Annotated in this window: 24 protein-coding genes; 16 read left to right on the top strand and 8 right to left on the bottom strand. The window is 71.2% G+C overall.

From position 1 onward, the window contains the following. Window positions 1–6 precede the first annotated feature (6 nt). The 3 genes from ACIBK0_RS09725 to ACIBK0_RS09715 all read left to right on the top strand — a co-directional run bounded on the left by ACIBK0_RS09725 (window position 7) and on the right by ACIBK0_RS09715 (window position 3140). A complete protein-coding gene (locus ACIBK0_RS09725) occupies window positions 7–1605 on the top strand; it encodes an ABC-F family ATP-binding cassette domain-containing protein (protein WP_399077483.1) in 1599 nt (532 codons plus the stop codon). Window positions 1606–1988: 383 nt separating this feature from the next. Continuing rightward, on the top strand, window positions 1989–2210 hold the full coding sequence (locus tag ACIBK0_RS09720; RefSeq protein ID WP_006123601.1) for a helix-turn-helix domain-containing protein: 222 nt from the start codon (window positions 1989–1991) through the stop codon (window positions 2208–2210). Window positions 2211–2348: 138 nt separating this feature from the next. After that, window positions 2349–3140: an enoyl-CoA hydratase/isomerase family protein gene (locus tag ACIBK0_RS09715; RefSeq protein WP_399077481.1), complete on the top strand. Its 792-nt coding sequence runs from the start codon at window positions 2349–2351 to the stop codon at window positions 3138–3140. A 67-nt stretch (window positions 3141–3207) separates the two neighbouring features. Here ACIBK0_RS09715 and ACIBK0_RS09710 read toward each other — a convergent pair whose 3' ends face one another. Then, window positions 3208–3939 (bottom strand): nucleopolyhedrovirus P10 family protein, encoded by a 732-nt coding sequence (locus ACIBK0_RS09710; protein WP_399077479.1) that lies wholly within the window; start codon window positions 3937–3939, stop codon window positions 3208–3210. A gap of 87 nt (window positions 3940–4026) precedes the next feature. Between ACIBK0_RS09710 and ACIBK0_RS09705 the strand changes: the two genes are divergently transcribed. The 5 genes from ACIBK0_RS09705 (at window position 4027) to amaP (ending at window position 6427) form a co-directional block, all read left to right on the top strand. After that, window positions 4027–4515: an Asp23/Gls24 family envelope stress response protein gene (locus ACIBK0_RS09705; RefSeq protein ID WP_399077477.1), complete on the top strand. Its 489-nt coding sequence runs from the start codon at window positions 4027–4029 to the stop codon at window positions 4513–4515. 84 nt (window positions 4516–4599) lie between these two features. Next, the gene (locus ACIBK0_RS09700; protein WP_399077475.1) at window positions 4600–4785 is read left to right on the top strand and encodes a hypothetical protein; all 186 of its coding nucleotides are present in this window, start codon (window positions 4600–4602) and stop codon (window positions 4783–4785) included. A gap of 3 nt (window positions 4786–4788) precedes the next feature. Beyond that, a complete protein-coding gene (locus ACIBK0_RS09695) occupies window positions 4789–5172 on the top strand; it encodes a hypothetical protein (RefSeq protein ID WP_399077473.1) in 384 nt (127 codons plus the stop codon). Then, window positions 5169–5843, top strand: coding sequence for a DUF6286 domain-containing protein (locus ACIBK0_RS09690; RefSeq protein WP_399077471.1), 675 nt, complete (start codon window positions 5169–5171; stop codon window positions 5841–5843). The genes ACIBK0_RS09695 and ACIBK0_RS09690 overlap by 4 nt, the downstream gene beginning before the upstream one ends. 14 nt (window positions 5844–5857) lie before the next feature. Beyond that, window positions 5858–6427 (top strand): alkaline shock response membrane anchor protein AmaP, encoded by a 570-nt coding sequence (gene amaP / locus ACIBK0_RS09685; protein ID WP_399077469.1) that lies wholly within the window; start codon window positions 5858–5860, stop codon window positions 6425–6427. A 56-nt stretch (window positions 6428–6483) separates the two neighbouring features. On the opposite strand, the gene ACIBK0_RS09680 is transcribed toward amaP, so the two are convergent. From ACIBK0_RS09680 to ACIBK0_RS09650, 7 genes are all read right to left on the bottom strand, one after another. Further along, window positions 6484–7239 (bottom strand): SDR family oxidoreductase, encoded by a 756-nt coding sequence (locus tag ACIBK0_RS09680; protein WP_399077467.1) that lies wholly within the window; start codon window positions 7237–7239, stop codon window positions 6484–6486. Between the two features lie 5 nt (window positions 7240–7244). Further along, complete coding sequence (locus ACIBK0_RS09675; RefSeq protein WP_399077465.1) at window positions 7245–9128, bottom strand: glycoside hydrolase family 15 protein; 1884 nt, start codon at window positions 9126–9128, stop codon at window positions 7245–7247. A gap of 83 nt (window positions 9129–9211) precedes the next feature. After that, window positions 9212–10003 (bottom strand): SURF1 family protein, encoded by a 792-nt coding sequence (locus ACIBK0_RS09670; protein WP_399078011.1) that lies wholly within the window; start codon window positions 10001–10003, stop codon window positions 9212–9214. Window positions 10004–10136: 133 nt separating this feature from the next. Beyond that, on the bottom strand, window positions 10137–10370 hold the full coding sequence (locus ACIBK0_RS09665; protein ID WP_399077463.1) for a hypothetical protein: 234 nt from the start codon (window positions 10368–10370) through the stop codon (window positions 10137–10139). A 216-nt stretch (window positions 10371–10586) separates the two neighbouring features. Continuing rightward, a complete protein-coding gene (locus ACIBK0_RS09660) occupies window positions 10587–11588 on the bottom strand; it encodes a DEDDh family exonuclease (protein ID WP_399077461.1) in 1002 nt (333 codons plus the stop codon). Between the two features lie 168 nt (window positions 11589–11756). Next, window positions 11757–14336 carry an MXAN_6230/SCO0854 family RING domain-containing protein gene (locus tag ACIBK0_RS09655; protein WP_399077459.1) on the bottom strand — a complete coding sequence of 860 codons (2580 nt, stop codon included), beginning with the start codon at window positions 14334–14336 and terminating at the stop codon, window positions 11757–11759. Window positions 14337–14502: 166 nt separating this feature from the next. Next, a complete protein-coding gene (locus ACIBK0_RS09650; protein ID WP_399077456.1) occupies window positions 14503–15120 on the bottom strand; it encodes a TetR/AcrR family transcriptional regulator in 618 nt (205 codons plus the stop codon). A 123-nt stretch (window positions 15121–15243) separates the two neighbouring features. Here ACIBK0_RS09650 and ACIBK0_RS09645 point away from each other — a divergent pair, with 123 nt between their 5' ends. From ACIBK0_RS09645 to ACIBK0_RS09610, 8 genes are all read left to right on the top strand, one after another. Beyond that, window positions 15244–16041 carry an acetoacetate decarboxylase family protein gene (locus ACIBK0_RS09645; protein ID WP_399077453.1) on the top strand — a complete coding sequence of 266 codons (798 nt, stop codon included), beginning with the start codon at window positions 15244–15246 and terminating at the stop codon, window positions 16039–16041. Then, on the top strand, window positions 16041–16925 hold the full coding sequence (locus ACIBK0_RS09640; protein ID WP_399077451.1) for an SDR family NAD(P)-dependent oxidoreductase: 885 nt from the start codon (window positions 16041–16043) through the stop codon (window positions 16923–16925). Before ACIBK0_RS09645 ends, ACIBK0_RS09640 begins: the two co-directional genes overlap by 1 nt. Before the next feature lie 11 nt (window positions 16926–16936). Next, window positions 16937–18220, top strand: a complete 1284-nt coding sequence (locus ACIBK0_RS09635; RefSeq protein ID WP_399077448.1) for an amidohydrolase family protein — start codon at window positions 16937–16939, stop codon at window positions 18218–18220. Then, on the top strand, window positions 18217–19443 hold the full coding sequence (locus tag ACIBK0_RS09630) for an amidohydrolase family protein (RefSeq protein WP_399077446.1): 1227 nt from the start codon (window positions 18217–18219) through the stop codon (window positions 19441–19443). Before ACIBK0_RS09635 ends, ACIBK0_RS09630 begins: the two co-directional genes overlap by 4 nt. A 138-nt stretch (window positions 19444–19581) precedes the next feature. Next, entirely contained in the window at window positions 19582–20289 is a 708-nt protein-coding gene (locus tag ACIBK0_RS09625; RefSeq protein WP_399077444.1) for a VIT family protein, read from the top strand. A gap of 122 nt (window positions 20290–20411) precedes the next feature. Beyond that, window positions 20412–21284 (top strand): sterol desaturase family protein, encoded by an 873-nt coding sequence (locus ACIBK0_RS09620; RefSeq protein ID WP_399077442.1) that lies wholly within the window; start codon window positions 20412–20414, stop codon window positions 21282–21284. Continuing rightward, on the top strand, window positions 21281–21967 hold the full coding sequence (locus ACIBK0_RS09615; RefSeq protein WP_399077440.1) for a lysoplasmalogenase: 687 nt from the start codon (window positions 21281–21283) through the stop codon (window positions 21965–21967). The genes ACIBK0_RS09620 and ACIBK0_RS09615 overlap by 4 nt, the downstream gene beginning before the upstream one ends. 39 nt (window positions 21968–22006) lie before the next feature. Further along, complete coding sequence (locus tag ACIBK0_RS09610) at window positions 22007–23050, top strand: zinc-dependent alcohol dehydrogenase family protein (protein WP_399077438.1); 1044 nt, start codon at window positions 22007–22009, stop codon at window positions 23048–23050. Window position 23051: the final 1 nt, after the last annotated feature.

The following is a 23051-nucleotide window of genomic DNA, read 5'->3' as shown; positions in this document are numbered from 1 at the left end:
CTGTCCGTGATTTCCGCCTCCGGTATCGAGCTGCGCGCCGGCGCCCGCATCCTCATCGAGTCCGCCACCTTCCGTATCGCCAAGGGCGACCGCATCGGCCTGGTCGGCCGCAATGGCGCGGGCAAGACGACGCTGACCAAGGTCCTCGCGGGTGAGGGCATCCCCGCCGCAGGCAACGTCGCGCGCTCCGGCGAGGTCGGCTACCTCCCGCAGGACCCGCGCACCGGCGACCTCGACGTGCTCGCCCGCGACCGCGTCCTGTCCGCGCGGGGCCTGGACACCCTGATCCGCAAGATGCGGGACAACGAGCAGCGCATCGCCAACGGCACGGGCGCCACCCGCGAGAAGGCCCTGCGGCAGTACGAGCGCCAGGAGACGGAGTTCCTCACCAAGGGCGGGTACGCCGCCGAGGCCGAGGCCGCCACCATCGCCGCCGCGCTCAATCTGCCCGACCGCGTGCTCGGCCAGCCCCTGCACACCCTCTCCGGTGGTCAGCGCCGCCGTATCGAGCTGGCCCGCATCCTCTTCTCGGACGCGGACACGCTGCTGCTCGACGAGCCGACCAACCACCTCGACGCCGACTCGATCGTCTGGCTGCGCGACTACCTGAAGACCTACCGTGGCGGCTTCATCGTGATCTCCCACGACGTCGACCTCGTCGAGACGGTCGTCAACAAGGTCTTCTATCTGGACGCCAACCGCGCCCAGATCGACGTCTACAACATGGGCTGGAAGCTCTACCAGCAGCAGCGCGAGGCGGACGAGAAGCGTCGCAAGCGCGAGCGGCAGAACGCGGAGAAGAAGGCCGCCGCGCTGAACGCGCAGGCCGACAAGATGCGCGCCAAGGCCACCAAGACGGTCGCCGCGCAGAACATGGCCAAGCGTGCCGACCGGCTGCTCGCCGGACTCGAAGCGGTACGCGCCTCCGACAAGGTCGCCAAGCTGCGCTTCCCGGAGCCCGCGCCCTGCGGCAAGACGCCGCTCACCGCCGAGGGTCTGTCGAAGTCGTACGGTTCCCTGGAGATCTTCACCGACGTCGACCTGGCCATCGACAAGGGCTCCCGCGTCGTCATCCTGGGCCTGAACGGCGCCGGAAAGACGACCCTCCTCCGGCTCCTCGGCGGCGTCGAGAACCCCGACACCGGCGAGGTCGTGCAGGGCCATGGCCTCAAGCTCGGCTACTACGCGCAGGAGCACGAGACCCTCGACCCCGAGCGCACGGTTCTGGAGAACATGCGCTCCGCGGCCCCCGACCTCGACCTGGTCGAGGTCCGCAAGACGCTCGGCTCGTTCCTGTTCTCCGGCGACGACGTCGACAAGCCCGCCGGCGTGCTGTCCGGCGGCGAGAAGACCCGTCTCGCGCTCGCGACCCTCGTGGTCTCCTCCGCGAACGTCCTTCTGCTCGACGAGCCGACGAACAACCTCGACCCGGCCAGCCGGGAGGAGATCCTCGGCGCGCTGCGCACGTACAAGGGCGCCGTCGTCCTCGTCACCCACGACGAGGGCGCCGTCGAGGCGCTCCAGCCGGAGCGGATCATCCTGCTGCCGGACGGCGTCGAGGACCTGTGGGGCGCGGACTACGCGGATCTGGTGGCTCTCGCCTGACTCGTGCCCGAGTCGGCGCCCAGGTCTCACCGGTGTCAGCCCGTCGTGATCGAATGACTGATCCACTGCGTATGGATCATTCGGCCGATCCGTGATCCATCATCTGTGTGAGATCTCCTCGTACCGAGGTGTGTCCTACATCGATTTCGCGGCCGGGCCCTTTGTTCCCAAGGGCCCGGCCGTCTCGCATCGCTGACCAGGTACTTCGCGGAAGAACCCGTTCGGCGGTACGGACGACGGCAGCCGGAACCTGAAATTCCACTCGTGGGGATGGGCTCCTGTCGTCAAAACCTTGTCTTACGGACCTTGCCGAATGGGTGGCCATGCGGCCCGTGAGGGGTGATCATGAGAGTCCAGAGCGCACTTCCCATGAGGAGGCACGGGTGGCCGAGACTCTGAAGAAGGGCAGCCGGGTGACCGGCGCCGCGCGCGACAAGCTCGCGGCAGACCTGAAGAAGAAGTACGACTCCGGTGCGAGTATCCGGGCGCTGGCCGAAGAGACCGGCCGCTCGTATGGCTTCGTGCACCGGATGCTCAGCGAGTCGGGCGTCACGCTCCGAGGGCGTGGCGGAGCGACGCGGGGCAAGAAGGCCGCCTCGGCCTGAGGCCGGGCGTCCCCATCGGCTTCGGTGGTGGCCACCCGGTCGGTCGGGTGATCGACCGGGTGGTTACTGTGCAGTCACTTAGGTTGTGTCCCTCGTGGGGTACACACCTGATCCGACCGCACCCATCGGAGGCGCCCCATGGCTTCGCTCGACCCGGTACTCGACAAGGACGGCGTACGGCTCACCGTCGACGACGCGATCGCCACGGTGACGCTGACCAACCCGACCAAGCGCAACGCCCAAAGTCCTGCTCTGTGGCGGGCGTTGACGCAGGCCGGCCGGTCACTGCCGGGCTCCGTCCGTGTGGTCGTCCTGCGCGCCGAAGGCAAGTCCTTCTCCGCCGGGCTCGACCGGCAGGCGTTCACGCCCGAGGGCTTCGACGGGGAACCGTCGTTCATCGACCTCGCGCGCGGCTCCGATGCCGAGCTCGACGCGACCATCGCCGAGTACCAGGAGGCGTTCACCTGGTGGCGGCGCAGTGACATCGTGTCCATCGCCGCCGTGCAGGGACATGCCATTGGTGCGGGGTTCCAGCTCGCGCTCGCCTGTGATCTCCGCGTCGTCGCAGACGACGTGCAGTTCGCCATGCGTGAGACCAGCCTCGGGCTCGTGCCCGACCTCACGGGGACGCATCCGCTGGTGAGCCTCGTGGGGTACGCCCGAGCGCTCGAAATCTGCGCGACGGGGCGCTTTGTCTCGGCCGAGGAGGCCGAGCGCACCGGGCTCGCCAACATTGCCGTGCCCGTCGAGCAGCTCGATGACGCGGTGCGAGACCTTGCCGCTGCGCTGCTTGCTGCGCCGCGCGATGCCGCCATCGAGACCAAGGCGCTGCTGCGCGGGGCGCAGGAGCGTTCCTATGAGGAGCAGCGGGTTGCTGAGCGTGCTGCGCAGGCTCGGCGGCTTCGGGACCTCGCCGGGGTGGGTGACTGAGACCGTCCTGGGGCTGCGGGTCGTTTTCCGGCAGGTCGCGTAGTTCTCCGCGTCCCTTGGGGGCGCTCTAGCCCACGGCGGTTACCAGAACCGTCACCGACGGTGTGTCCGTCAGGGTCTGCGTGACCGCCGCCCTGACGGCCCTTGCCACGTCTACGGTCCGCTCGTCCGCCGCGACCGCCAGTTCGACGCGGACGTGGCGGCGTGGCAGGGCGGGGTCCTCGCCCGGTGCCTCCTCGACGTGCACCGGGCGCCCCAGGAGATCCGTCAGGTGGGTCACACCCGGGACCGACCGGGCGGCCGCGGCTGCCCGCGCCTCCTCGGGGTCCGTCGGTTCGGCAGCCTCTCGCACCTCGTCAGGGGGTACGGCGACGGGGGGTTCGTCCCTGTCGAGCAGCCCTGTCACCCGTAGATCCACATCCGTGACCGTCAGACCGAGACGTTCCGTCGCCGCCGCGGCCAGGGTCAGGCGCAGGCGGGCCGCTGTCGTCGGGAGGGGCTCCATGCCCGGGGCGGTGGGATCCGTCCCCGCCGCGAACTCCGCCGTGATGCGGAGAGGACCGGGCGGCAGCGCCCCGGGCGGCGGCGGCACAGCGGGGTCGTACGTCTCGTCCGGGTCGGCGAGTGAGATCCGGAGCGTGCCGAGCCGCACACCACGCACGGGATCGGCCGCGCGCCGCAGGATCGAGCCGGCCGCCCGCTCCGTGATCCACGCGCCGTCGCGCGAGAGGCCGAGGGGCAGCAATCTGCCGAGCCCGAGCTGATGCCGTACCACCTGCGCCCACCGGTCCGCCGTCATAGTTCCAGCCTGCCGCATCCGCGGCGCGCGACCGCGCAACCCCGCTTAGTGTGGGTGAAGGAGGACGACCGAAAGGGACATACGGCCATGACCGATATGACGGAGCCGGACCGGACGGAAACCCCTGCCGGCGAGAAGGGGTCGCCCCAGATCCGCAAGTCCGGTGTCACCAAGCGCGGCGGCGGTGATCCCGCCACCCGGGGACGGACCACGATCGCCGACGGCGTCGTGGAGAAGATCGCCGGGCTCGCGGCCCGTGATGTGCTCGGTGTCCATGCGATGGGCAGCGGCCTGAGCCGGACCTTCGGGGCGGTGCGCGATCGTGTGCCCGGTGGTTCGAAGTCCGTCTCGCGAGGTGTGAAGGCCGAGGTCGGTGAGCTGCAGACCGCGCTCGACCTGGAGATCGTCGTCGACTACGGCGTGTCGATCGGCGACGTGGCCCACGCCGTGCGCGAGAACGTCATCGCGGCCGTCGAGCGCATGACGGGCCTTGAGGTCGTCGAGGTCAACATCGCGGTGAGTGATGTGAAGCTTCCCGAGGAAGAAGAGGAGGAGACGGAGACGCGGCTCCAGTGACCGCCCGGTCACCGAACCGCTGCCGACCGCCGACCACCGAACCGCTAGTGATCACTCGGCCACCGAACTGCTGAGGAGCGCATCATGAGCTTGGCCGTGATCGGCATGATCGCCGGAATGGCGCTGGGCTTCGCCGGGTACTTCGGCGGATTCGGGGCCTTCGTGCTGGTGGCCGCGCTGGGGGCCATCGGGTTCGTCGTCGGGAGGTTCCTGGAGGGGGACCTGGACGTCGGCGACTTCTTCCGCACCCGCGACAACCGACGGCGGTGACGCGTGGCAGGTCAAGTCGACCGGCTCGGTGAGACGCGGCGGCCCGTGACGGTCGTCGCGGCGGCTGAGCGCGGCGCGACCCGGATCGCCGACCGCGTCGTCGCGAAGATCGCCGCGCAGGCGGCACGCGAGGTGCTTCCGGCGCTGCCCCCGGACGCCGTGCCCCCGCACGCGAGCGTGGTCGTGCACCACGAGAGCGCCCGCCTTCGCGTCAGCCTCGAACTCGACTACCCCTCCGACATCGGTGGCCGGTGCCACGCGGTGCGTCACCATGTCGCCGAACGGGTAAGGGCGTTGGCGGGGATGGAAGTGCCGGAGGTGGCCGTCCAGGTGGAGCGGCTGCACCTGGCGCAGGCGCCCGGCGCGGCACAGGGGAGGACGCGATGAGCGAGTCCCAGGGTTCCGACAGCACGCAGCCCATGCCTGTCCTGGAGGAGGCGGGTGAGAGCGCACTCGGTCAGTCCGCCTCCGCGGCGGCGTACGAACCGCTGCGCACCGTGGACGACGAGGACGGCGGCCAGGGCCGTTTCTGGTCCGCGCGCCGCATCCCCGCGGGCATCGTCGCCGTGCTGATCCTGATCGCCTCGGGCGCCTTCCTGTACGACGTCGCAGCGGTACGAGCCCACCGGCCCGCCATGCACTGGCGCAGGTCGCTGGCCCGGCAACTCGCCGAACGGCCCCTCGACGACACCTGGGTGCTCGTCGGTGCGGGAGTCGCGGCCGCCGTCGGCATCTGGCTGATCGTCCTCGCCGTCACGCCCGGACTGCGCGACGTCCTGCCGATGCGGCGCACCCACGCCGACGTCCGGGCCGGGCTGCACCGGGGCGCCGCCGCGATGGCGCTGCGCGACCGGGCCATGGAGGTGGCCGGGGTGCAGTCGGTCCGGGTGCGCATGGGACGTAGGAAGGCCGACGTCCGCGCGGTCTCGCACTTCCGTGAACTCGACGACGTACGCGCCGACCTCGACGCCACGCTCGCCGACGGCATCACGGGACTGGGGCTCGCTCGCCCGCCCGCGCTGGCGGTGCACGTCCGGCGCCCCGGACGGAAGGGGTGAGGCGGGTGCTCCGGATGGTCAACCGCGTACTGCTCGGGATCGTCGGGCTGGGGCTGGTCGTCCTCGGCGGCTCCGTGCTCGCCGTCGGGCTCGGCGTGAACCCTCCCTCGTGGTGGATCCACAACGGTCAGCATGACGTACTGCTCGGCCGGGCCGAGCGGACCCGGTGGCGGGACCACGGCTGGTGGTGGCCGATGGTCATCGCCGTCCTCGCGATTCTGGTGCTGCTGTCCCTGTGGTGGCTGGTGGCCGTCCTGCGGCGGCGCCGGCTCGCCGAAGTGCTCGTCGACACCGGCGACGGCGAGGGCGCGCTGCTGCGCGGGCGGGCACTGGAAGGCGTACTGGCCGGCGAGGCGACGCAGTTGGACGGCGTCGAGCAGGCACAGATCGTGCTGACCGGAGGGCGCAGCGCGCCCGAGGCACGGGTGCAGCTCCTGCTGGAACCCCATGTGGACCCCGGGCAGGCCCTGCACCTGCTGACGGCCGAGGCGCTGGCGCACGCGCGGGACTCCGCGGGCCTTGCCGCCCTCCCCGCGGAGGTACGCCTCCGCGGGGTCAAGCACCGTGCTCAGCGGGTCAGTTGAGCTTCGCCCAGGCCCCTGTTCGGCCAGGACCCCGTCGGCCGGGAAACTACGGGAGACTAGAAGCCGTGCCGCATTCCGCCGTCCACCGGCAGCATGATGCCCGTGAGGTAGGACGCCGCCGGCGAGAGCAGGAACGCGGCGGTGCGGCCGAACTCCTCCGGGGTGCCGTAACGGCGCAGCGGAATGAGGGCTTCGTTGGCCGCGCGGGTGGCCTCCGGATCGGCGGAGTAGCCGTCGAGTTCGCGGACGCGGTCGGTGTCGATACGGGACGGGAGCAGGCCGACGACGCGGATGCCGCGCGGGCCCAGCTCGTCCGCGAGTGATTTGGCGAAGCCCGCGAGACCGGGGCGCAGACCATTGGAGATGGTCAGGCCGGGGATCGGCTCGTACACCGAGGCGGACAGCACGAAACCGATGACACCCCTCTCGCCGAGCTCCGCGGCAGCCGCGCGGGCCAGCCGCACCGCACCCAGGAAGACCGTCTCGAACGCGGCCGTCCACTGCTCGTCGGTGTTGTCGGCGACGAACCCGGGCGGCGGGCCGCCGACGCTGATCAGGATGCCGTCGAAGCCGCCGAAGTGCTCATGGGCGGCGGCGATCAGCCGGGGCGCGCTCCCCGGGTCGGCGTTGTCGGCGGCGACCCCGACCGCGTTCGGGCCGAGCGCGGACGCGGCGTCGGCGACGCTCTTCTCGTCGCGTCCCGTCACGATCACCTTCGCGCCGTCGGCGACGAGTTCACGCGCGGCGGCGTTGCCCAGGCCACGGGTGGCTCCCGTGACGACGTACACACGGTCCTTCAGTCCAAGATCCATGGCCCCTATCCTGCCTGCTCGCCCCCGAACAGGGCGAGGGCGGTACCCACCAGGCCGATATGGCTGAACGCCTGCGGGAAGTTGCCGAGCTGGCGGCCGGCGACGGGGTCGTACTCCTCGGAGAGCAGGCCCACGTCGTTGGCCAGCCCCACCAGGCGCTCGAACATCTCACGGGCTTCCTCGGTACGACCCGTCAGATGCAGGGCCTCCGCGAGCCAGAACGAGCAGACGAGGAACGTACCCTCACCGCCCGGCAGCCCGTCGAGGGCGGACTGCTCGGTGCCGACGCCCACCTGCTCGGTGCTGATGGCGGTCGACTCGGTGCCGGTCTGCTCGATGCTGACCCGGGTCTCTTCGACCCTGATCCGGGTCTCCTCGATGCTGTAGCGGCGCAGGAAGCCGTTGTGGCTGAGCTCCTCGCGGACCGCGGCGATCGTGCCGAGGACCCGCGGATCGTCGTACGGCAGGAAGCCGACGTGGGGGATGAGCAACAGCGATGCGTCCAGCGCGCGGGAGCCGTAGGACTGCGTGAAGGTGTTCCGCTCGGGGTCGTAGCCGAGTTGGCACACCTCCGCGTGCACCTCGTCGCGCATCGCGCGCCAGCCCTCCAGGTCGCCTTCGAGCTTCGGGCTGTCCTCCAGGGTGCGTACGGCGCGGTCGGCGGCCACCCAGGCCATGACCTTCGAGTACACGAAGTGCCGTCGCGGGCCGCGCACCTCCCAGATCCCCTCGTCCGGCCTCCGCCACGCCGTCCGCAGGAACTCCATCAGGGCGACCTGCACCCGCCACATGTGCGGCTTGGAGGGCAGTCCCGAACGACGGGCCAGCGAGAGCGAGTCGATGACCTCGCCGTACACGTCGAGCTGCAGCTGTTGTACGGCGTCGTTGCCGACTCGCACCGGGTACGAGCCCGCGTAGCCGGTCAGCCACGGCAGTTCGTACTCGGACAGCCGGCGTTCACCGGCGAGGCCGTACATGATCTGCAGGTCCGCTGGGGCGCCCGCGACCGCGCGGAGCAGCCAGTCGCGCCAGGCTTCGGCCTCCTCGAGGTAGCCGGCCTCCAGGAGCGCGCCGAGCGTGAGCGTGGAGTCGCGCAGCCAGCAGTAGCGGTAGTCCCAGTTGCGGACGCCGCCCAGTTCCTCGGGCAGTGAGGTGGTGGGGGCGGCCACGATGCCGCCGGTCGGCGCGTAGGTGAGGGCCTTGAGGGTGATCAGGGAGCGCACGACGATGTCCCGGTGCGGGCCGTCGTAGCGGCAGCGCGCCGCCCATGCCTGCCAGTCCTCGACGCTGGTGCGCAGCGCCTCGAAGGGGTCGCAGAGAGGCGGACGCGGCCGGTGCGAGGGGTGCCAGGTCAGGACGAAGGCGACCTTCTCCCCCTTTTCGACCGTGAACTCCGAGTGGGTACCGAAGTCCTTGCCCCAGGTGTGCACGGGCGGCTCGCTGCGCAGCCAGACCGAGTCCGGGCCCGCGACCGCCACACGGTGTCCGTCCGCCCGGCGCATCCACGGCACGATCGAGCCGTAGTCGAAGCGCAGCCGGAGCAGGCCGTGCATCGTGACCCGGCCGCTCAGCCCCTCGATGACGCGTACGAGATCGGGGGCGTGCTCGCGCTGCGGCATCAGGTCGGTCACCCGGACCGAGCCCTCGTCCGTGTCCCACTCGGTGTCGAGCACCAGCGTGTCCGGACGGTACGCGCGCCGGGTGCAGCAGCCCGCGCCCTTGGGCGCGATGCGCCAGTGCCCGTTGTCCTCGTCGCCCAGCAGTGCCGCGAAGCAGGCCGCCGAGTCGAAGCGGGGCAGACACAGCCAGTCGACGGAGCCGTGGCGGCCCACCAGAGCCACGGTCTGTTCGTCCCCGATGAGCGCGTAGTCCTCGATGCGTTGGTGCACGGTGGACGGGTTCCCGAGGGACGCGCGGGCCAATCGGGCCGCCGGAGTGGCGCGAACGGCCGCCTCGGTGCGGCCCCCGGACGCTAGACGGCCGCCGCGGCCGTTTCCGGTGTGGCCTCCGCTGTCGCGGCCTCCGCCCGGTCACGGCGCTCGCGGCGGACCAGGATCACCCAGCCGACGGGAACGCCCGCCGAGAACAGCCACCACTGGATCGCATACGCCATGTGCGGACCGATGTCGCTGTGCTCGGGGTCGGGGATCAACTCGGGGGAGTCGCCCTTGGGCTCCGGCGCGGTCTGTTCGATGTAGCCGCCGAGGACCTGCTTGCCGAGCCGCTGCGCCTGCTGCTCGCTGCTGATCAGCATGACCTGGCGGTCGGGCAGGCCCTGGACGTTCTTGATGCCGCTGTCGGCGGTCGTCTCGTCGGCCATGAGCCGGCCGGTGACGGTGATCTCGCCCTTCGCGGGCGCCGGGATCTTCGGGAACGCGGTCTGCGCGCCGTTCGCCGGGATCCAGCCCCGGTTGACGATGAGGACCCGGCCGTCGTCGAGCACGAACGGGGTCAGGACGTGGTAGCCGACCGCACCGTCGGAGTTGGTGCGGCGGCGCACGACCTCTTCGTGTGCGGTGTCGAAGTGACCCTTCGCCGTCACCCGGCGGTAGAGGTCGTCGTGCTTGATGCGCTGTCCCGGCGCGGTGAGCGACTCGGCGGGCACCGGCTCGGCGGCCAGTGAGTCGGAGATCACCGTGTTCAGCGCGACCTTGTGTTCATGTCGGTGCAGTTGCCAGTAGCCCAGCCGGATCATCGTCGGGATGAGCGCGAGGGTCACGAGGGTGAGGATCACCCACTGCCGGGTCAACAGGAAGCGGTACACCCCATTGACGTTACTCGGCATGATTCGGCCCCCGACGGGAGGGTCCCGCCGAGGGCCGTGCGGATGCCGGTGCCCGTGCCGGTGCCCGTGCCGGGATCGGAGCGTCGCCCCGTGCCGGGCCGGGGAATGAGGCTCAGACCTTGTCGATGATCCCCACCTTCCCCTCCGCGCGGGCGCAGTGCGCGCCGCAGAACCAGTGGCCCTCGACCTCGACCCCTTGGCCGATGACCTGGACACGACAGTGCTCGCAGATGGGGGCCATCCGGTGGATCGCGCAGGAGAAGCAGTCGAAGACGTGCACCGCGCCCTGCGCGTGCACCTCGAACGTCATGCCGTAGTCATTGCCGCATACTTCACATCTCGCCATGCGCCACAGGGTGAGGGGCCGACGCGGCGCGGGCGAGCGGGCGCCGGGCGAGTCGCCCGGCAATCACCCGTACGTCCGTCAGCCCTCGCACCTCCGCCAGGGGTCCTCGCCGGTCCGTCGGCGACCGGCGGTCGTCCGTCACCGGCCCTCGGTCGTCCCGCAGCGGCCGCCGGTCGTCCGCCAGTGGCCCTCGGTCGTCCGTCGGCGGCTGCCGGGTCACTGCTCCGTCGCCGGCTCCACGTCCCGCAGCAGCTGGCCGAACGCCGCCTCGTCGATCACCGGTGTCCCGAACTGCTTGGCCTTGATCACCTTCGACGTACCGGAGTCCGGGTCGTTGGTGACGAGCAGGCTGGTGAGCCGGGACAGGCTCGTGGCGACATGCAGCCCGGCCTCTACGGCGCGGTCCTCCAGTAGTTCGCGGTCGATGGAGGTGTCCCCGGAGAACGCGACCCGCATGCCCTGCTTGAGCGGTTTGCCCTCTTCGTAGCGTCCTGGGTTGGGATAGGGGCATGCGGGGCGTTTACGAGAGGGGCGCCAACTCCCGGACGGATAGCCGCTCCCGGACGGGTAACCGCCCGGCTGGCGCCCGATCCTCGGCGTCGCGGGGCTGTCGGACCACTCCTTGAGCGGCCGGCACTCCAACAGCGGCAGCCGCACCCCGCCGTGCGCGGCCGCGCGAAGGCTTGGCCGGAACGCCTCCGCCAGCACGCGTGCGTCGTCCAGGGCGTGGTGCGCCCGCTGCTGGACGACTCCGAAGTGCGCGGCCAGCGACTCCAGCTTGTGGTTGGGCAGCGGCAGCCCCAGCTCCTTGGAGAGGGCGATGGTGCACAGCCGCTGTCGGACCGGCGCCTCGCGCTCCACGCGAGCGTACTCCCGCGCGATCATCGACCAGTCGAAGACCGCGTTGTGCGCGACCAGCACGCGGTCGGCGAGCCGGTCGGCGAATTCCTCGGCGATGTCCTGGAAGAGCGGTGCCCCCTCGAGCATGTCGCTCGTCAACCCGTGAATCCATACCGGGCCCGGGTCCCGCTCCGGGTTGACCATCGTGTACCAGTGGTCCTGGACCTCACCGCGCGCGTCCAGCCGGTAGACGGCGGCCGAGATGATCCGGTCGTCGCGGGCCAGGCCTGTGGTCTCCACGTCAACGACCGCGTACCCCTGCGGATACGCGGCCGGCCAGGAGGCTGGGGACGCTGCGGTCGTGAGGTCTTCGAGCATGGTCACTGAGGATACGGGCCACGACTGACAGTCAGGCCGTCGCCTTCCCGGAACGCGGGGCTCCAAAGGCCCCGGACAGGGCCATGCGCGCGTGGGCCCCACAAGGGCGCCGCAGGGCCCCGGAGTTGACGCTGCGCCCGGCTGCCGCCCGGGCGCCACCACCAGCTCTCAGCCCAGTGCCGCCACGAGGTCCCCCGCCGTGAGCGGCTCCAGACCGCAGCCGTCGACCGGGCCGGGCAGCAGCCGGTACACGGACCCGGTCGAGCCTTCCGGGGCGACGCCGCCGTGCACGAGGGCGAGCAGCGCGTGCTTCTTGGCTGCCGTCTCGGCGGCGAGCGCCTCCGCGTCCTGGGAGGGGCGCCGCCACTCCGGTGGCTCCAGGGCGCGCACGCGCGCCGCGAAGGCCAAGTCGGTCTCACCCTCGCGGCGGTGGTAGTGCCACAGCTCGTCGGTCCGGCGCGCGCGACGGACCACCGCGACCTCGTCCGTACGGGCCGCCGCATGCCAGACCGCGAGGTCCCACAGCGTGGTACGGCCCGAGGAGAAGTACTGGAACAGGTCCTTGCCGATACGGCCGAGGTCGCCGCTGTGCCGGTGCACGCTGTGGAAGCCCTCCGACGGTGGCAGATGCAGGTCCGTCCACAGGAACGTGCGGCGCTCCAGATCGACCAGCATCGGCACATGGATGCGCGACTCGCCCTCGAGGTCATAGCGCTGGCGCACCGTCCGGGGGTCGTACGAGGCGTCGCGGCTGTCCTTCGAGGGCAGCGCCATGAAGCCGGCGAAGGCGTCGAGGAGCCGCTCGAAGGGGACGTTGTTGTAGCTGAAGACGATGGGCACGGCGAAGCGCACCCGGCCGTCGGCGAGCGCCCCGAGGTCCAGGTCCGCGTACTCCGTCGCGCCGTCGGGTGCCGGAGCCGAGGTGAGGTCCCCCGAGTGCACGGCGGCCCGGTCCCCGTACACGAGGTTCGTGTAGTCGCACACGCCCGCGAACGTCCAGTCCTCGTCGTACAGCGCGACGGAGAGATCGAGGTCCACGCGTGTCTTGTCGGGCTGTGTCCAGTGCAGGAAGAGCCGCAGGACCTCGCCCTGGGGCAGTGGCTGACTGCTGCCGCGCGGCACGGAGACGAGCGCCTTGGCGGACGCGCGTTCGGCGGCGGGGACGGCCAGGCCCGCGAGACCCGAGTCGAGGACGGCGAGGTCGAAGCGCGAGGCACCGGCCAGTCGGCGCAGGGCCTCCGCCTCCAGGAGCGCGCAGACGCCCTCGGCGACCGCCTCGGCCAGCGGGGCCCGGGTGTCGTCGACGGTGAAGGAGTGCGTCACCTGGCCGCGCGGGAAGAACACCCGGCGCTCGCCCGGGAGATGACGGACCCGCAGCCGCCCGAGGGCCGCGAGCAGCGGCCCGGGACCGGCCTTGGGCAGGACCCGTCGCAGGGTGTCGGCGAACCCGTCCGGCAGCGCCGCCAGGTCGCGCAGTCGCAGCAAGTGATCCATTCTGCGCAGCAGTTCGCCCGGGCGCAGGGTCAACAGGGCGAGTGCTGCGGTGAAATCACCGTCCCGCAGGGCCTCTTCGGTGCGTGCGCCCCAGGTGTCGGCCTTCAGACGCGTGCCGTCGACGCGTACCGCCTCCGGGTGCGCGGCCGCCGTACGCAGCAGCGCCTCGCCCAGCTGCGTGGCGGAGGTATCCGTGGCGCGCAGGACGGCGAAGGCGAGGGCGGCCTTCGGGTGACGCGCGTGCTGCTCGAACGGGTGCAGGATCTCGGCGGCGCGCTTCCAGGCGACCGGATGCCGCAGAACGTCCTCGACCAGCGACGACGCCTCGAACCCGTCGAGTACGGCGAGGAGTTCGCGACGCAGCGCGCGCGGGAGGGAACGGAAGCGTCGCAGTGCGACCAGATCGGCCTCGCCGCCCGACCGGACGTGCAGCAGGCGCAGGACGTCGGTGGCGGTGGTCAGGTGTGCGGCGAGCAGCGGGCGCACGGCCTCGCGCGTACGCCGGTCCAACAGGAGGCTGCCGAGGACCAGCGCCTTCGTCTCGCGGACCGGGATGTCCTCGGGCATCCAGTCCAGTGCGGTGGAAGTGTGCGCGAGCAGCAGCTTCACGTCGTCGCGGTCCTGCGGCGGCAGCGGCGTACGCCGGGCCAGCAGCTGCAGCAGCGCCTTCGTGGCGTCGGCCTTCCGGTCGGTGCCGAGGGCGAGCAACTTCAGCGGGCCGGTGGGCACTTCGAGCCGGCGGCGGGGCGCGGCGGGCTTCAGGAACGGGTCGCCGTCGGCGATACGGCGATGGCAGATCGGGCAGCCGGAGTAGTCGGCACCGTCCCAGCAGGTGCGGCACACCAGGTGGGCGCACGGCGACACGGGGTGCACGCTGCCGACGGTGCCGCACAGCACGCACGGCTGGGCCGGCCATTGCAGCAGCAGCGTGAAGACGCGGTCGACATACAGCTCGCAGGTGTCATCCGGCACCGAGGCCGGGAAGCTGCGGAACAGCGGCATGTGCGTGCGGTCGGCGCCCAGCTCCGCGTCGATCTGCCGGATCAGGGAGCCGCCGGCGTCGGCGAGTCCGGCGGGGCCGAGCCAGGCGAGCGCGGCGCGCAGCGGTGCCGTCGGGGCGAATCCCCGGTCGAGCAGCTCGGCCTCCAGGGCGGTCAGGCCCTCGGTCGTCGCCGGGTCGCCCGGGCGTGGTCCGGCCTGGTCGACGTAGACGGTACGGAGGCGGCGGAGCAGCACGGACGACAGCACGGACAAACGGATTCCCTCCGGAAAGTGTGTGTGAGGCGGGGGCGGAGAGTGAGCGCGCTACGGGTGTCATAGAAAGAGTGAGAAGGAAGCACGCTTGCGGAGCCGCCCCCGCGATCACGGAGTCTAGGAAGGCAGCGGTCCGCGCTGCCACCCAATATTTTCGAGATCCGGATCAGCGTGCGAGCAGCGCTTCCACCAACGCCCGTACGGAGGTGGCGAACAGCCGTTCCTGGTCGACCGGCCCGGCCAGCGCACGAGCCAGGCCCGGGTCGTCCTCCGCCGTCTCGGTGTCCCACAGCTGTTCCTCGGCGGGCTGCTGGACCGGGGCGCGCTCGCGGTTGCGCTCGACCAGGACGAAGCCGACGACCTGGAACTGCACGGCCCGTACGACCTCGGCCGCGCGGGCGCCGCGCAGCCCCGTGGCGTGCACCTCGTGCACCAGGGCCCGCTGTGCGGGCAGGAACATTCGCTCGGTCAGGCCGCGTTCGTGCACCATCGCGACGAGGTGCGGATGATCGCGCAGCTGTCGGCGCAGGGCGCGGGCCACCGACACGATGCGCTGCGCCGGCGTGCGCCCAGTGGGTCGGATCACGCCGAGGTCCGCGACGGTCCGCTCCACGAGTGCGTCGAGCAACGACTCGCGATTGCCGACGTGCCAGTAGATCGAGGTCACCGCGGTGCCCAGCTCGGCGGCGAGCTTGCGCATCGTCAGGGCGTCCGGGCCGTGCTGCTTCACGAGCCCGGCGGCGGTCTCCAGGACCTCGTCGCGCGTGAGTGCCGGTCGTCCCATGGTGCTCCCAAGTCCGTGTCCGCACGCGTATTTACCCTTCGCGGAGTCTGCTGTAACCCTGTTACAGGCGCCAGTGACGGACCATCAGGAAACCTTGATGCCTTCGGTGAAGGGCGGTACGACATGGCACGAGTGAGGTACGGAGCACGGACCGAGGCGGAGATCGCCGCCGCGCGCACCGCGAGCTCCAAGCTCCCCGACATCTGGTCCACCGGCGTGGTGGCCGTCTGGGAGAGCGATCCGGACGCGATCGCGGCGGTCCTGCCGCCCCCGCTGAAACCCACCGGGCGTCCCCTGGTGCGGGTGAACATCAGCAAGGTCGACCTGCCCGGATATCCGCTGGGCGCGGGCTCGTTCGCCGTCGCCGCCGCGCACGACGTCGTCGAGGGCTGGTACCCGCTCGTCATGCCGATGACCCACGAGCGGGCCCTCATCGGCGGCCGCGAGGTCTTCGGGGAGCCCAAGAAGCTCGGCGAGGTGACGGTCGAGCGCGACGGCCTCGTCGTCCGCGCCGTCCTCGCCCGGCACGGCATCGCGTTCGTCGAGGTGCGCGGTGCGGTCAGCGGTGACCTGCCGCTGCCCGAGCCCGCCCAGAAGACCGACTTCTACTTCAAGTTCCTTCCCGCGGTGGACGGTTCGGGCTTCGACGCCGAGCCCGTCCTCGTGTACTGCCTGCGCAACGAGAAGGTGCGCAGGCTGGAGCGCGTCACCGGGGACGTCGTCCTGCGCGAGTCGATGTACGACCCGGTCGCCGATCTCCCAGTCCGCGAACTCGTCGAGATCACCATCGGCGAGAAGACCACCGACCAGAGGGGCAAGGTCGTCGAACGGGTCAGCGCCCAGGCCCTGCGGCCGTACATCCACCAGCGCTACGACGATCCGCAGCAGATCCTCGACGGCCCGCCGGAGGGAAGTGTCTGATGGAGCTCAGGGAAGGACAGGTCGCCGTCGTCACCGGAGCGGCGAGCGGGATCGGGCTCGCGATGGCACGGCGGTTCGCGGCCGACGGTCTGAAGGTGGTCCTCGCGGACGTCGAGGAGGGCGCCTTGGAGAAGGCCGCCACAGAGCTGCGGGAGGACGGCGCGGACGTGCACGCGCGCGTGGTGGACGTCGGGGAGCGCTCGGAGGTCGTCGCGCTCGCCGAGGACGCGTACGAGAAGTATGGCGCCGTGCACGTGCTGTGCAACAACGCCGGTGTCGGATCCGGCGCCGAGGGCCGCATGTGGGAGCACGACCCGAACGACTGGAAGTGGGCGTTCGCCGTCAACGTCTGGGGGGTTTTTCACGGCGTCCAGGCGTTCGTCCCGCGGATGATCGCCCAGGGAGAACCGGGTCACGTCGTCAACACCTCCTCCGGCGACGGCGGGATCGCCCCGCTGCCCACCGCCTCCGTGTACGCCGTCACCAAGGCGGCCGTCGTGACGATGACCGAATCGCTGTACGCCCACCTGAAGGCGGAACACGCGCGCGTGGGCGCGTCCGTGCTCTTCCCGGGGCCCCACATGCTCCGTACGGGCCTGTGGGAGTCGCACCGCAACCGGCCGACGCGGTATGCGAAGCAGCGGCCCAGGAAGACCCCGTACCGCAGCCTCGACCAGTGGGAGGCCGCGATGAAGGAGGCGGGCCACGAGGTGCGGTTCACGCCCGTCGAGGAGGTCGCCGACCTCGTCGCCGAGGGGATCCGACAGGACCGCTTCTGGCTGCTGCCCAAGAGCGAGCACAGCGACCGGCAGATCCGGGCGCGGTCGCAGTCGATGCTCGACCGCTCCGAACCGTCGTACCTCGAGAACTTCATTCTGGACTGAGGAGGCAGGCGATGGCCGGCCAGGACCCCTACCTGATCATCTCCTCCGACTGCCACGCCGGACTCCCCACCGAGGAGTACCGGCCCTATCTGGACCCCCGTTTCCACCGGGACTTCGACGAGTTCCTCGCGGGCCGAGACCGGCGCCGCGAGGAGATGACGCGGCTCGGGATCCGGAACGAGGCGTTCGCGAACAAATGGTTCCAGGACAACGAGGAAGGCCTGCGTGGCGGCTGGGACACCGCGCAGCGCCTCAAGGAGCTGGACGGCGACGGCGTGGCCGGCGAGGTGGTCTTCCCGGACGCGGACGCCGTCGACAGCCGGACGGCCGCCCCCTTCGGTGTGGGCCTCGGCCTCTCCGGCGACCAGGACCCCGAACTCGGCATGGCCGGCGCGCAGGCGCACAACCGCTGGCTGGCGGACTTCGTCTCCGAGAACCCCGAACGGCACTGCGGGGTCGCCCTGTTGCCCATCACGGCGGAGGTCTCGCGCGTGGTGGAGGAGGTGTACCGCGCGAAGGAGTCGGGGCTCGGCGCCCTGATGATCCCCTCCATGTGGGTCGACAAGGAGCCGTACCACGACCGTCGTTACGACCCCGTGTGGGCGGCGGCCGCCGAGTGCGGGATGCCGGTGGTGACCCACTCCGGGGCCGCGCCGCGCCACGAGTACGGCGACCATCTCGGCATTTACGTCAGCGAGGTGACCTGGTGGCCCGCCCGCCCCCTCTGGTTCCTGCTGTGGTCGGGGGTCTTCGAGCGGCACCCGGGCCTCAAGTTCGGGGTCGCGGAGTCGGGATGCTGGTGGCTGCCGAACCTCCTGTGGTTCATGGACCGCCTCTACCTGGGCGCGCACGGCGGCAAGAAACTGTCGCCCTTCGCGGAGCTGAAGCGGCCCCCGCACGAGTACCTGGACCGGCAGCTCTTCATCTGTGCGACGAACACCAAACGCCGTGAACTGGCCCAGCGGTACGAGATCGGCGTCGACAACATCCTCTGGGGCAGCGACTTCCCGCACCCCGAGGGCACCTGGCCCGACACGCGCGCGTGGCTGGCGAAGACCTTCCACGACATCCCGGTCGAGGAGACGCGCCGCATGCTCGGCCTGGCGGCCGCGGACGTCTTCGGCTTCGACGTCGAGAAGCTGACGCCGCTCGCCCGGCGCATCGGCCCGACACCGGCCGACCTCGGCCAGAGCGACGACCAGGCGGCCGTGGAGGCGTCCTGGGCGCGCTCGCGCGAGGTGGGCCGCCACTGGCTGACCGACCACGACTTCCCGGTCCTGGGAGCCACGTCATGAGCGATCGGTACACGGTGATCTCCGCGGACTGTCACGCGGGCGCCGATCTTCTCGACTACAAGCCGTACTTGGAGAGCCGGCACCACGAGGCGTTCGACGCGTGGGCGGCCACGTACGTCAATCCGTACGAGGACCTGCTCGCCGACACGGCCGACAAGAACTGGAACTCCGGGCGGCGCCTCGCGGAGCTGGAGGACGACGGGATCGTCGCGGAAGTCGTCTTCCCCAACACCATTCCGCCGTTCTTCCCGTCGGCCTCCTTGATGGCGCCCGCCCCGACGGCGGAGGAGTTCGAGCAGCGGTGGGCCGGGCTGCGGGCCCACAACCGCTGGCTCGCGGACTTCTGCGCGGCCGCGCCGGGCCGCCGGGCGGGCGTGTTCCAGATCCTCCTGAACGACGTGGACGAGGCGGTGAAGGAGATCCGCCGGGCAGCGGGTGCGGGCCTCAGGGGCGGCCTCCTGCTGCCCGGCACACCGCCGGGTTCGGGCCTGCCCGAGCTGTATTCCTCGGCGTACGACCCGATCTGGGCGGTCTGCGCGGAGCTGGGCGTGCCGGTGAACCACCACGCGGGCTCGGCGTCGCCGCCGCTGGGCGACGAACCTGCCGCCCGGGCGGTTTTCATGGTGGAGACGACCTGGTTCTCGCACCGCGCGCTGTGGCACCTGATCTTCGGCGGCGCGTTCCGTCGTCACCCGGGCCTGAAGCTGGTGCTGACCGAGCAGGGCTCAGGGTGGATCCCCGGGGTGCTCGACATGCTGGATTACTACCACGGGCGGCTGGTGGCGGCCGCCACGAAGGCGTCGACGGCCGAGTCGAAGTTCGGCGCGGGACTGGCAGCGGCGATGGGCAAGGGCCCTTCGGAGGTCTGGCGGGGGAACTGCTTCGTCGGCGCCAGCTTCATGCGCCCGCACGAGGTGCCGCTGCGCGACCGCATCGGCCTCGACAAGATCATGTGGGGCAGTGACTACCCGCACGACGAGGGCACCCACCCCTACTCCCGGGAGGGCCTGCGCATCGCCTACGCGGGCCTGCCCCGAGAGGAGATCGCGGCGATGGTCGGCGGCAACGCGGCCCGTGTCTACGGCTTCGACCTGGCCTACCTGGACGGGATCGCGGCGAAGGTCGGCCCGACGGTGGAGGAGATCGCCGAGCCGCTGGGCACACCGCCCGCGGACGCGACGAGCCCGGTGTTCGCGAGGGGAGGGTCGGTACGGGTGTGGTGACAGCTCCACAGGTCGGTGCGGGTGTGGTGACAGCTTCACAGGCCGGTGCGGGTGTGCTGAGGGCCGGAGGTACCCGTGCGGTGACGGCTCAACGGGTCGGTACGTGGCGGGGGGCGCCCGGAGTGCGATCCTCCCCGTGTGACGGAACCAACGCACGACGAGGCCCACGGCGAGCTCGGTGCGCGGCTGAACTGGCTGCGGGCCGCGGTCCTGGGCGCAAATGACGGCATCGTCTCCACCGCGGGCCTCGTCGTCGGCGTCGCGGGCGCCACGAGCGACCGCGCCGCGCTGTTCACGGCGGGGCTCGCGGGACTGCTGGCCGGGTCCATGTCGATGGCGGCGGGCGAGTACGTGTCCGTCTCCACCCAACGGGACTCGGAGTTGGCCGCCCTGGCGGAGGAGAAACGGGAGCTCAAGGAGCAGCCGGAGGCAGAGCTCCAGGAACTGACGGAGCTGCTGCAGGAGCGGGGCCTGTCGCGGGACGTGGCCCGGGAGGCGGCGGTCCAGCTGACCGAACGGGATGCGTTGAGGGCCCACGCGCGCGTGGAGCTCGGCATCGACCCCGACGACCTCACCAACCCGTGGCACGCGGCGTGGGCGAGCTTCCTGTCGTTCACCGTGGGCGCGTTGCTCCCGCTGCTGGCGATCGTGCTGCCGCCGGCGGCCTGGCGGCTCGGGGTCACCGTCGTGTCCGTGCTGGCCGCGCTCGTCCTCACCGGCTGGAGCAGCGCGCGGCTGGGGTCGGCTGACGCGGGGCGAGCGGTGCTGCGGAACGTGGCAGGGGGCGCGATGGCGATGGCGGTGACCTACGCGGCGGGCGCCCTGCTGGGGGCGGCCGGCGTGTGAACGCGCTGTCCGGTGTCGTATGTCGATTGGTGGAGATCGCCAAGGAGTAAGCGCGTACCGCGGGTAATACTTGTGGGTAACAACCCCTAGCCGCAGCGGACCAGCGGTTCTACGGTGCACCCATGCCGAACCTGCCCGATGCCGTGCTGTGGTCGATACCCGCCTTTGTGCTGCTCACCGTGATCGAGATGGTGAGCGTCCGGATCCATCCTGACGAGGACGCCGCGGGATACGAGGCCAAGGACGCCGCGACGAGTGTCGGCATGGGGCTCGGAAGCCTCGTCTTCGACTTCGTGTGGAAGATCCCGATCGTCGCGATCTACACGGCGATCTACGAGCTCACACCCCTGCGTGTGCCCGTCCTGTGGTGGACCGTGCCGCTGATGCTGCTCGCCCAGGACTTCTTCTACTACTGGTCCCACCGCGGGCATCACGTCATCCGCATCCTGTGGGCCTGCCATGTCGTCCACCACTCCAGCCGGAAGTTCAACCTCAGCACCGCCCTGCGCCAGCCGTGGACGTCCCTCACCGTGTGGCCCTTCTACGTCCCGCTGATCGCCCTGGGCGTGCACCCGGCGGCGCTCGCCTTCTGCTCGTCGGCGAGCCTCGTCTACCAGTTCTGGATCCACACCGAGCGCATCGACAGGCTGCCCCGCCCCGTCGAGTTCGTGTTCAACACGCCCTCCCACCACCGCGTCCACCACGCCTCCCAAGGCGGCTACCTGGACCGCAACTTCGGCGGGATCCTCATCATCTGGGACCGGCTCTTCGGATCCTTCGTCGCCGAGATCGAGCGGCCCGTCTACGGGCTCACCAAGAACATCGCGACGTACAACCCCTTGCGCGTGGCCACACATGAGTACGCCGCCATCGCCAGGGACCTGAAGGCGGCCGCGAGTTGGCGCGAGAGGGCGGGGCGGGTCTTCCGCGGGCCCGGCTGGCAGCCGGTCGGGGCGGTCACCTCGAAGAAGCCGGTCGCGGAGCCCGTCGCGTGAACCCACGCCTCGCGCGCGTGCTGCTCGTCGCCTTCGCTCTCGCGGTGGTCGTCGACGTCGCCTCCCTGGCCACCGGATACGACCTCGGGCACAGGATCGCCAAGCCGCTCCTGATGCCGCTGCTCGCCGCCCACGCGGGCGTACGCGGCGCCCCGCGGCTCCTGATCGCCGCCCTGCTCTGCGGCTGGGGCGGCGACGTACTGCTCCTGTCCGACGCCGACCCGGCCTTCCTCGCGGGGATGGCCGCCTTCGCGGCGGGGCACGTGTGTTACCTCGTCCTCTTCACGTCTCATTCCGCAAAAGGCGTTCCACGCGCGCGTGGAGCCCGGCTCGCAGGGGGATACGCGGTCGCCCTCGTCGCCACCGTCACCCTCCTGTGGCCCGACCTGCCCTCCGATCTCCGCATCCCCGTCGCGGGCTACAGCCTGCTGCTGACCGCGATGGCGTACGGGGCCGGCAGGCTCGGGCTCGTCGCGGGTCTCGGCGGCGCACTCTTCATGCTCTCGGACACGCTCATCGCCACCGGAGTCGCCGACTGGCCGCAGCTCCCGAGACCGGACTTCTGGATCATGCTCACCTACGCCGCGGGACAGTGTCTGCTGGTCCGCGGGGTGCTGGGCACCCTCGGCGCGCGCCTCGCGCCGACGGCGGCGTACGGTGAGATGCGCTCAACCACCCCCTGAGCGCATCCACCGACGCCCCGCACGAGAAGGATCCTCGCCATGCGCGCCACCACCATCCACGCCCCGTACGACATGCGCGTGGAGGACGTGCCCGAGCCCGTTGTGCAGCTGTCCACCGACGCGGTCGTACGGGTGCTGCGCGCGTGCATCTGCGGCAGCGACCTGTGGGCGTACCGAGGCGAGGCGGCCCGGCAGGCGGGGCAGCGGATCGGGCACGAGTTCCTCGGCATCGTGGAGGCGACCGGCTCCGAGGTGACCGGCGTCCGGCGCGGGGACCTGGTCGTCGCGCCCTTCATGTGGTCCGACGGCGTGTGCGACTACTGCCGCGAGGGGCTCACCACGTCGTGCGAGCACGGCGGCTTCTGGGGTGCCGTGGGATACGACGGCGGGCAGGGCGAGGCCGTGCGCGTGCCCTTCGCCGACGGCACTCTCGTACAGCTGCCCAAGGACGCGGCCTCCGACGACCACCTGCTGTCGGCCCTGCTGACGCTGTCCGACGTGATGGGCACCGGCCATCACGCGGCCCTCGGCGCCGGGGCCAGGAGGGGCGCCACCGTCGCCGTCGTCGGCGACGGGGCCGTCGGGCTGTGCGCCGTGCTGGCCGCCAAGCGGCTCGGCGCCGAGCGGATCATCGCGCTCGGACGCCACCAGGTGCGTACGGACATCGCGCGCCGCTTCGGCGCCACGGACGTCGTCGCCGAGCGCGGCGACGACGCCGTCGAGGCCGTGCGGGAGCTGACCAGGGGCCAGGGCGCGCACTGTGTCGTCGAGGCGGTCGGCACCGAGCAGTCCATGAAGACGGCCGTGAACATCACCCGCGACGGCGGCGCCATCGGCTTCGTCGGCGTTCCGCACGGCAGCGGTACGGGCCTCGACCTGAGCGTCATGTTCGACCGGAACATCGCCCTGCGCGGCGGTGTCGCGCCGGTGCGCGCGTACATTCCGGAGCTGCTGCCCGACGTCCTCGACGGGACCATCGATCCGTCGCCCGTCTTCGACATGACCGTTGGCATGGAGGGCGTGCCCGACGGCTACAAGGCGATGGACGAGCGGACCGCCCTCAAGGTGCTCGTCACCAACTGAC

The organism is Streptomyces sp. NPDC050564, assembly GCF_044457265.1.
Classification (GTDB): domain Bacteria; phylum Actinomycetota; class Actinomycetes; order Streptomycetales; family Streptomycetaceae; genus Streptomyces.
The sequence above is the reverse complement of the archived record's forward strand: the minus strand, read 5'-3'. Positions and strand labels throughout refer to the sequence as shown.

Coding starts and splice junctions, on each gene's coding strand:
- ACIBK0_RS09715 (WP_399077481.1), top strand. CDS start 2,349: ATGGCTTCGCTCGACCCGGTACTCGACAAGGACGGCGTACGGCTCACC.
- ACIBK0_RS09710 (WP_399077479.1), bottom strand. CDS start 3,939: ATGACGGCGGACCGGTGGGCGCAGGTGGTACGGCATCAGCTCGGGCTC.
- ACIBK0_RS09705 (WP_399077477.1), top strand. CDS start 4,027: ATGACCGATATGACGGAGCCGGACCGGACGGAAACCCCTGCCGGCGAG.
- ACIBK0_RS09700 (WP_399077475.1), top strand. CDS start 4,600: ATGAGCTTGGCCGTGATCGGCATGATCGCCGGAATGGCGCTGGGCTTC.
- ACIBK0_RS09690 (WP_399077471.1), top strand. CDS start 5,169: ATGAGCGAGTCCCAGGGTTCCGACAGCACGCAGCCCATGCCTGTCCTG.
- amaP (WP_399077469.1), top strand. CDS start 5,858: ATGGTCAACCGCGTACTGCTCGGGATCGTCGGGCTGGGGCTGGTCGTC.
- ACIBK0_RS09680 (WP_399077467.1), bottom strand. CDS start 7,239: ATGGATCTTGGACTGAAGGACCGTGTGTACGTCGTCACGGGAGCCACC.
- ACIBK0_RS09665 (WP_399077463.1), bottom strand. CDS start 10,370: ATGGCGAGATGTGAAGTATGCGGCAATGACTACGGCATGACGTTCGAG.
- ACIBK0_RS09660 (WP_399077461.1), bottom strand. CDS start 11,588: ATGCTCGAAGACCTCACGACCGCAGCGTCCCCAGCCTCCTGGCCGGCC.
- ACIBK0_RS09650 (WP_399077456.1), bottom strand. CDS start 15,120: ATGGGACGACCGGCACTCACGCGCGACGAGGTCCTGGAGACCGCCGCC.
- ACIBK0_RS09645 (WP_399077453.1), top strand. CDS start 15,244: ATGGCACGAGTGAGGTACGGAGCACGGACCGAGGCGGAGATCGCCGCC.
- ACIBK0_RS09640 (WP_399077451.1), top strand. CDS start 16,041: ATGGAGCTCAGGGAAGGACAGGTCGCCGTCGTCACCGGAGCGGCGAGC.
- ACIBK0_RS09635 (WP_399077448.1), top strand. CDS start 16,937: ATGGCCGGCCAGGACCCCTACCTGATCATCTCCTCCGACTGCCACGCC.
- ACIBK0_RS09630 (WP_399077446.1), top strand. CDS start 18,217: ATGAGCGATCGGTACACGGTGATCTCCGCGGACTGTCACGCGGGCGCC.
- ACIBK0_RS09620 (WP_399077442.1), top strand. CDS start 20,412: ATGCCGAACCTGCCCGATGCCGTGCTGTGGTCGATACCCGCCTTTGTG.
- ACIBK0_RS09610 (WP_399077438.1), top strand. CDS start 22,007: ATGCGCGCCACCACCATCCACGCCCCGTACGACATGCGCGTGGAGGAC.